The 7,375-nt window shown below is 70.5% G+C and carries 3 protein-coding genes; all 3 read right to left on the bottom strand.

The window, feature by feature from the left end; translation table 11 throughout:
* Positions 1 to 1,353: 1,353 nt before the first annotated feature.
* Entirely contained in the window at positions 1,354 to 3,504 is a 2,151-nt protein-coding gene (gene uvrC, locus ACLQ27_RS21565) for an excinuclease ABC subunit UvrC (RefSeq protein ID WP_425868313.1), read from the bottom strand.
* Between the two features lie 128 nt (positions 3,505 to 3,632).
* A complete protein-coding gene (locus tag ACLQ27_RS21560; RefSeq protein WP_234584509.1) occupies positions 3,633 to 4,118 on the bottom strand; it encodes a Rieske (2Fe-2S) protein in 486 nt (161 codons plus the stop codon).
* Positions 4,119 to 4,367: 249 nt separating this feature from the next.
* Entirely contained in the window at positions 4,368 to 7,313 is a 2,946-nt protein-coding gene (gene uvrA, locus ACLQ27_RS21555) for an excinuclease ABC subunit UvrA (protein ID WP_357498947.1), read from the bottom strand.
* Positions 7,314 to 7,375 lie beyond the last annotated feature (62 nt).

The raw sequence follows: 7,375 nt of genomic DNA, 5'->3' as shown, positions 1-7,375 counted from the left end.
CAGATCGGTACGCATGATGGCGTGCTCCTCTGCATCGGGGGATACGCGCCGACACGAACGGGGGTGCGTGTGTCGGGCGGGAAAGTTCACGGGGGGACGTGGCCTGGCGGCCCCGGCGGGGGGCCTGCGCGGGGGGTGTCCCGGAGGTGGTGCAACGACCCGGGCCGGCGACGCATTCCACAACGCGGCTTGCCCGGGGGGTGTTCGGTTGGTGCTCGGCCGTGCGGGGGTGTAACCGTGCCGGCCGGCGGGGTGTTCCCGGCGGGCTGTCACACGGACTTGCGGTGGTGCTTGGCGGTGCGGGGGTGTAACCGTGGCGGCCGGGCGGGTGTTCCCGGCGGCTGCGGTGCGCCGCTAGCTCGAAGGTCGCGGCGGCGTGCCAGGTATAACGACCCCGGCGGGTCACCGATTCCGCCGCCGGAGTGCCACCGACCACAGGACGCCCACGCCGCAACGGTACAAACCGCCCACCGGAAACGGACATTCACCACCACCCGCCGGTGATCAACTCGACTTCGGTGATGTCGCGGTATCCGGACGCCCGGGATACCCCGACATCACCGAACCCGAGTCGATCACCCGCCTCGCACGGGATCTGGCGGACCTGCGGCCAACCGGATGATCGTGCTCGATCCGGGAAACACGGACATCCATCACCGGCGGTGGTTGATCGACTCGACTTCGCTGAAGTCGCGGTATCCGGACGCCCGGGATACCCCGACATCGCCGAACCCGAGTCGATCACCCCCGCACGGACCCTGCGCCCAACCGGATGATCGCGCTCGATCCGGGAAACACGGCCCTCGCGACGCGGGCAAAGCCACTACACACAGGATCGAGCACAACCATCCCCGCCGAAACGCCCCGTGCGCGGTGTCCGACGCCGGGGGCGGCACCCCGTCACACGGCGACCCGGGGACTACGCCACCGCCGGCACCGGACAAACCACCCAACGGGGACCCCGGCGTCGACACCGCCAGGGTTGATCCACTCGACTCCACCGATGTCGCGGTATCCAGACGCCCGCGACACCCCAACATCGCCGAACCCGAGTCGATCAACCCGGGGCGGCAAGACGCCCAACCGGATAATCGCGCTCGATCCAGGAAACAGTGCCCTCACTACGCGGGCAAAGCCACTACAACCAGGATCGAGCACGATCATGCGGGCCGGCCGGATTGTGCCCGCCGATCACCACGGCCAGCCGGATGGATCGGGTGGGACCGCGTGGATCGCCGCGGATGGCTACGCGCTGGGCGTCGCCTCCGCGCTGTGGACCGCCTCCGCGCTCGGCGTCACTTCCGCGCTGTGGGTCGCACCCGCGCTGGGCGTCGCCTCCGCACTGTGGGTCGCTTACGCGCCGGGCGTCGCCTCCGCACTGTGGATCGCCTCCGCGCTGGGCGTCGCCTCCGCGCTGTGGATCGCCTCCGCGCTGTGGATCGCCTCCGCGCTGTGGATCGCCTCCGCGCTGTGGATCGCCTCCGCGCTGGGCGTCGCCTCCGCGCTGGGCGTCGCCTCCGCGCTGGGGGTCGCCTCGGCGCTGTCGTCGGCCTTTGGGCCCTTGTCGAGGGCGGCCAGGATCGCCTCGGCGGTGCGGCGGCCCACCCCGGGCACTTCGGTGATCTCTTCGACGGTCGCCGTGGAGAGTCGCTTCAGCGAGCCGAAGTGCCGCAGCAGCGCCTTGCGGCGTACCTCGCCCAGGCCGGGGACGTTGTCCAGCGCCGACTCGGTCATCCGCTTCGAGCGACGCTGGCGGTGGAACGTGATGGCGAAGCGGTGTGCCTCGTCGCGGACCCGTTGCAGCAGGTAGAGGCCCTCCGAGGTGCGCGGAAGGATGACCGGGAACTCGTCGTCGGGGAGCCACACCTCCTCCAGCCGCTTGGCGAGGCCGCACAGCGCGACGTCGTCGATGCCCAGATCGGCCAGGGCCTGGGCGGCCGCCGCGACCTGCGGGGCGCCGCCGTCGACGACCACCAGCTGCGGCGGGTACGCGAATTTCCGCGGCCGGCCGGTGGTCGGGTCGACCAGGATGCCGACCTGTGGATCGGTGGCGCCTCCGGGCGCGGTCGGGTCGTCGGCCGACTCCACGCCGACTTCGCCCGTCTCGGCCCGCGCGTCGAGGTAGCGGGCGAAGCGGCGGCGCAGCACCTCGGACATGGCGGACAGGTCGTCGGTGGCGCCCCGCACGATGAACCGCCGGTACTCACTCTTGCGGGGCAGCCCGTCCTCGAAGACCACCATGCTGGCGACCACGTCGGTGCCCTGGATCTGGGAGATGTCGAAGCACTCGATGCGCAGCGGTGAGGTGCGCATGTCGAGCGCCTCGCTGATCTCGTCCAGCGCCTTGCCCCGGGTGGTCAGGTCGCCGGCTCGCTTGAGCTTGTGCCGGGCCAGCGCGTCCTTGGCGTTGCGCTCCACCGTCTCCATGAGGGTGCGCTTGTCGCCGCGCTGCGGCACGCGCAGCGACACCCGGCTGCCCCGGTGGCTGCTGAGCCACTCGGCCAGCGCGTCGGCGTCGGCGGGCAACTCGGGCACCAGCAGTTCGCGGGGTACGTCGGCTTCGCCGTGCTCGCCGCCGTACACCTGGGTGCAGAAGTGGTGCACGAGGTCGCCGGTGGTCAGGTCCTCGGTCTTCTCCACCACCCAGCCGCGCTGGCCGCGGACCCGGCCGTCGCGGACGTGGAAGACCTGTACGGCCGCCTCGAGCGGGTCGTCGGCGAACGCGACCACGTCGGCGTCGGTGCCGTCGCCGAGGACCACGGTCTGCTTCTCCATGGCCCGGCGCAGGGCTGCCACGTCGTCGCGCAGCCGGGCGGCCCGCTCGAACTCCAGATGTTCGCTCGCCTCGGTCATCTCGCGCTCGATCTTGCGGACCATGGTGTCGGTGCGCCCGGCCATGAAGTCGCAGAAGTCGTCGACGATGGCACGGTGCTCGTCGGCGGAGACCGTGCCGACGCACGGCGCCGAGCACTTGCCGATGTAGCCCAGCAGGCAGGGACGACCCACCTGGCCGGCCCGCTTGAACACGCCGGCCGAGCAGGTGCGCGCGGGGAACACCCGCAGCAGCAGGTCGAGGGTCTCCCGGATGGCCCAGGCATGCGAGTACGGGCCGAAGTAGCGCACACCCTTGCGCTTCGCGCCGCGCATCACCTGGAGTCGCGGGTACTCCTCGTCGAGGGTGACGGCGAGATAGGGGTACGACTTGTCGTCGCGGTAGCGGACGTTGAACCGGGGGTCGTACTGCTTGATCCAGGTGAACTCCTGCTGGAGCGCCTCGACCTCGGTGCCGACGGTGATCCAGTCCACCGATTCGGCGGTGGTGACCATCTGCCGGGTGCGCTCGTGCAGGTTCCACACGTCGCCGAAGTAGGAGTTGAGCCGGCTGCGCAGGTTTTTCGCCTTGCCGACGTAGATCACCCGGCCGGTGCCGTCGCGGAAGCGGTAGACCCCCGGTGACTCCGGGATGGTGCCGGGTGCGGGACGGTAGGTCGAGGGGTCAGCCACGTCGACAAGCCTAGTCCGCGCCCCCGACACACCACGCCCAGCGCTAGATCAACTCGGCGTGCGGGGAAGTCAGGGCGTCGACGGGCGCCGGACTCCCCGACTTCCCCGAACGCGAGTCGATCGAGTGGTCAGGCGAGGGAGATCTGGTCCCCGGTCACCTTGATGTCCTTCGGCGGCAGCGGCTTGGTGGCCGGGCCGGCCTTCACCGAGCCGTCCTCGATCGAGAACTTGCTGCCGTGGCAGGTGCAGTTGATCGTGCCGCCGTCGACGTTCGTCACCGGGCAGTTCTGGTGCGTACAGATCGGGCTGAAGCCCTTGAACTGACCCGCCGAGGGCTGGGTGATCACCACGCCCTCGGCGGCGAGGACCTTGCCGCCGCCGACCGGAATGTCGGCGGTGGTGGCCAGCGACTGGGCGTTCTGCCGATCACCGCCACCGGCGTCCCCGGTGCTGGGCACCGCCGGGCCGCCACTGGTGGGGGCACCGCTGCCACCGCCGTCGTCGTCACTGCCGCAGGCCGCCAGGACGACTGCCGCGCCGACGGCCCCGACACCGGTGAGCAGGGCCCGACGGGTCTGCGTACCCGGATCGGTCAGCGCCTGATCGTCGCTCATGCCTCGCCTCTCTCTCGCCCACTGCGCCGGTCCGAAAGCCGGCCACACCTGTGCACACGGGCAACTGTGCCGGATGGTTCACGGCGGCACAGTGCCGACCCGGGAAATGGGACGAGGGACGAGGACCGCGTCGAAACCGCGCCGGCCCCGAGAGCACGGCGGTGGACGCGTCGAACGCACAGCCGCGCCCGGTCCACCCCCGGCTCTGCCGGAGCAGGGGTGGACCGACGCCGCCGTGGACGGCCCAGGTCAGCGCGCGCCGGCCGGCACCTTGCGGCTGGCCCGCGTCTTGGTGGTGCCGTTGGCCTTGGCGGCGCGGGTGGTGGCCGCCGCCGCGCCCTTGGCCTCACCGTCGAGCTTGAGCACCTGGCGCAGGAACTGGCCGGTGTGGCTCTCGGGCACCTCGGCGACCTCCTCCGGGGTGCCGGTGGCGAGCACCATGCCACCCCGGTGGCCGCCCTCCGGACCCATGTCGATCAGCCAGTCGGCCGTCTTGATCACATCGAGGTTGTGCTCGATGGTGATCACCGTGTTGCCCTTGTCGACCAGGCCCTCCAGCACCATCAGCAGCTTGCGGATGTCCTCGAAGTGCAGGCCGGTGGTCGGCTCGTCGAGCACGTAGACCGTCCGCCCGGTGGAGCGCTTCTGCAGCTCGGAGGCCAGCTTGACCCGCTGCGCCTCACCACCGGAGAGGGTCGGCGCGGGCTGCCCGAGGCGGACGTAGCCCAGGCCGACGTCAACGAGCGTCTTGAGGTGCCGGTGGATGGCCGGGATGGCGGAGAAGAACTCGGCGGCCTCCTCGATCGGCATCTCCAGCACGTCCGAGACGGTCTTGCCCTTGTAGTGCACCTCCAGGGTCTCCCGGTTGTACCGGGCGCCCTTGCAGACCTCGCAGGGGACGTACACGTCGGGCAGGAAGTTCATCTCGATCTTGATGGTGCCGTCGCCGGAGCACGCCTCGCAGCGGCCACCCTTGACGTTGAACGAGAACCGGCCCGGCCCGTACCCACGGACCTTGGCCTCGGTGGTCTCGGCGAAGAGCTTGCGGACGTGGTCCCAGACCCCGGTGTAGGTGGCCGGGTTGGAGCGCGGGGTCCGGCCGATCGGCGACTGGTCCACGCCGACGACCTTGTCGACGTGCTCCAGACCGGAGACCCGGGTGTGCCGGCCGGGCACCAGCCGGGCGCCGTTGATCTGGTTGGCCAGCACGGCGTACAGGATGTCGTTGACAAGCGTCGACTTGCCCGAGCCGCTGACGCCGGTGACCGCGATGAGCTGGCCCAGCGGGAACGAGACGCTCAGGTTGCGCAGGTTGTGCTCGCGCGCGCCGTGCACCACCAGCTCGCGGGCCGGATCCTGCGGGCGGCGGCCCGTCGGTGTCGGGATCGACCGGCGACCGGACAGGTACGCACCGGTGATCGACTCCTTGTTCTTCAGCAGGGCCGGCACCGAGCCGCTGTGCACGATCTTGCCGCCGTGCTCGCCGGCGCCGGGCCCGATGTCGACGATCCAGTCGGCGACGCGGATGGTGTCCTCGTCGTGCTCCACCACGATCAGCGTGTTGCCCAGACCGCGCAGCCGGATCAGGGTCTCGATCAGCCGGTGGTTGTCGCGCTGGTGCAACCCGATCGACGGCTCGTCGAGCACGTAGAGCACGCCGACCAGGCCGGAGCCGATCTGGGTGGCCAACCGGATGCGCTGCGCCTCGCCGCCGGAGAGCGTGCCGGCCGGCCGGTCCAGCGAGAGGTAGTCCAGGCCGACGTCGAGCAGGAACCGCAGCCGGGCGTTGATCTCCTTGAGGACGCGCTCGGCGATCATCTTCTGCCGGTCGGTCAGCTCGATGCCGGCGAGCAGGTCGGCGCACTCCCCCACCGACAGGTTGCAGACCTCGGCGATGCTCTTACCGGCGAGGGTGACGGCGAGCACCTCGGGCTTGAGCCGTGCGCCGCCGCAGGCCGCGCACGGCACGTCGCGCATGTAGCCCTCGTACTTGTCGCGGGACCACTCGGACTCGGTGTCCGAGTGCCGGCGCTCGATCCACTGCACCACGCCCTCGAAGCCGGTGTAGTAGGAGCGCTCGCGACCGTACTTGTTGCGGTAGCGCACGTGCACCTGGTCGTCGGAGCCGTGCAGGATCGTCTTCTGCGCCCGCGCCGGCAACGCCCGCCACGGGGTGTCGACGTCGAAGTGCTGGGCCTCGCCGAGCGCCTCCAACAGGCGCAGGAAGTATTCCAGGTTGTGCCCGGTGGACCAGGGCTGGATGGCGCCCTCGCGCAGGCTGCGCTCCGGGTCGGGGACCAGCAGCTCCGGGTCGACCTCCTTCTTGGTGCCCAGGCCGGTGCACTCCGGGCAGGCGCCGTACGGCGCGTTGAAGGAGAAGACCCGGGGCTCGAGATCCTCGATGGCCAGCGGGTGGTCGTTGGGGCAGGCCAGGTGCTCGGAGTAGCGGCGCTCCCGGTCCGGGTCGTCCTCCGGCAGGTCGACGAAGTCGAGCAGCACGAGGCCGCTGGACAGGCCCAGGGCGGCCTCGACCGAGTCGGTCAGCCGCTGCTTGGCGCTCGGCTTGACGGTGAGCCGGTCGATCACCACCTCGATGGTGTGCTTCTCCTGCTTCTTGAGCTTCGGCGGCTCGGTCAGCGGGTGCACCACGCCGTCGACGCGGGCGCGGGCGTAGCCCTTGGCCTGCAGCTCGGCGAAGAGGTCGACGTACTCGCCCTTGCGACCGCGGATCACCGGCGCGAGCACCATGAACTTGGTGCCCTCGGCCATGGCGAGGACCCGGTCGACGATCTGCTGCGGGCTCTGCCGGGAGATCCGCTCGCCGCAGACCGGGCAGTGCGGCTCACCGATGCGGGCGAAGAGCAGGCGCAGGTAGTCGTAGACCTCGGTGATGGTGCCGACTGTCGAGCGCGGGTTGCGCGAGGTGGACTTCTGGTCGATCGAGACGGCCGGGCTCAGGCCCTCGATGAAGTCGACGTCGGGCTTGTCCATCTGGCCGAGGAACTGCCGGGCGTACGAGGAGAGCGACTCCACGTAGCGCCGCTGCCCCTCGGCGAAGATCGTGTCGAAGGCCAGGCTCGACTTGCCCGACCCGGACAGCCCGGTGAACACGATGAGAGCGTCCCGGGGCAGGTCGAGACTGACGTCACGCAGGTTGTGCTCGCGCGCGCCACGGATGATCAGTCGGTCGGCCACAGTGCGTGTACTCCCGGGAGAAGACGAAGCGAAGGATCTGTCCCGCTCTGGGTGGATTCGAG

The sequence above is a fragment of the Micromonospora sp. DT63 genome, assembly GCF_049841615.1.
Lineage (GTDB): Bacteria > Actinomycetota > Actinomycetes > Mycobacteriales > Micromonosporaceae > Micromonospora.
The sequence above is the reverse complement of the archived record's forward strand: the minus strand, read 5'-3'. Positions and strand labels throughout refer to the sequence as shown.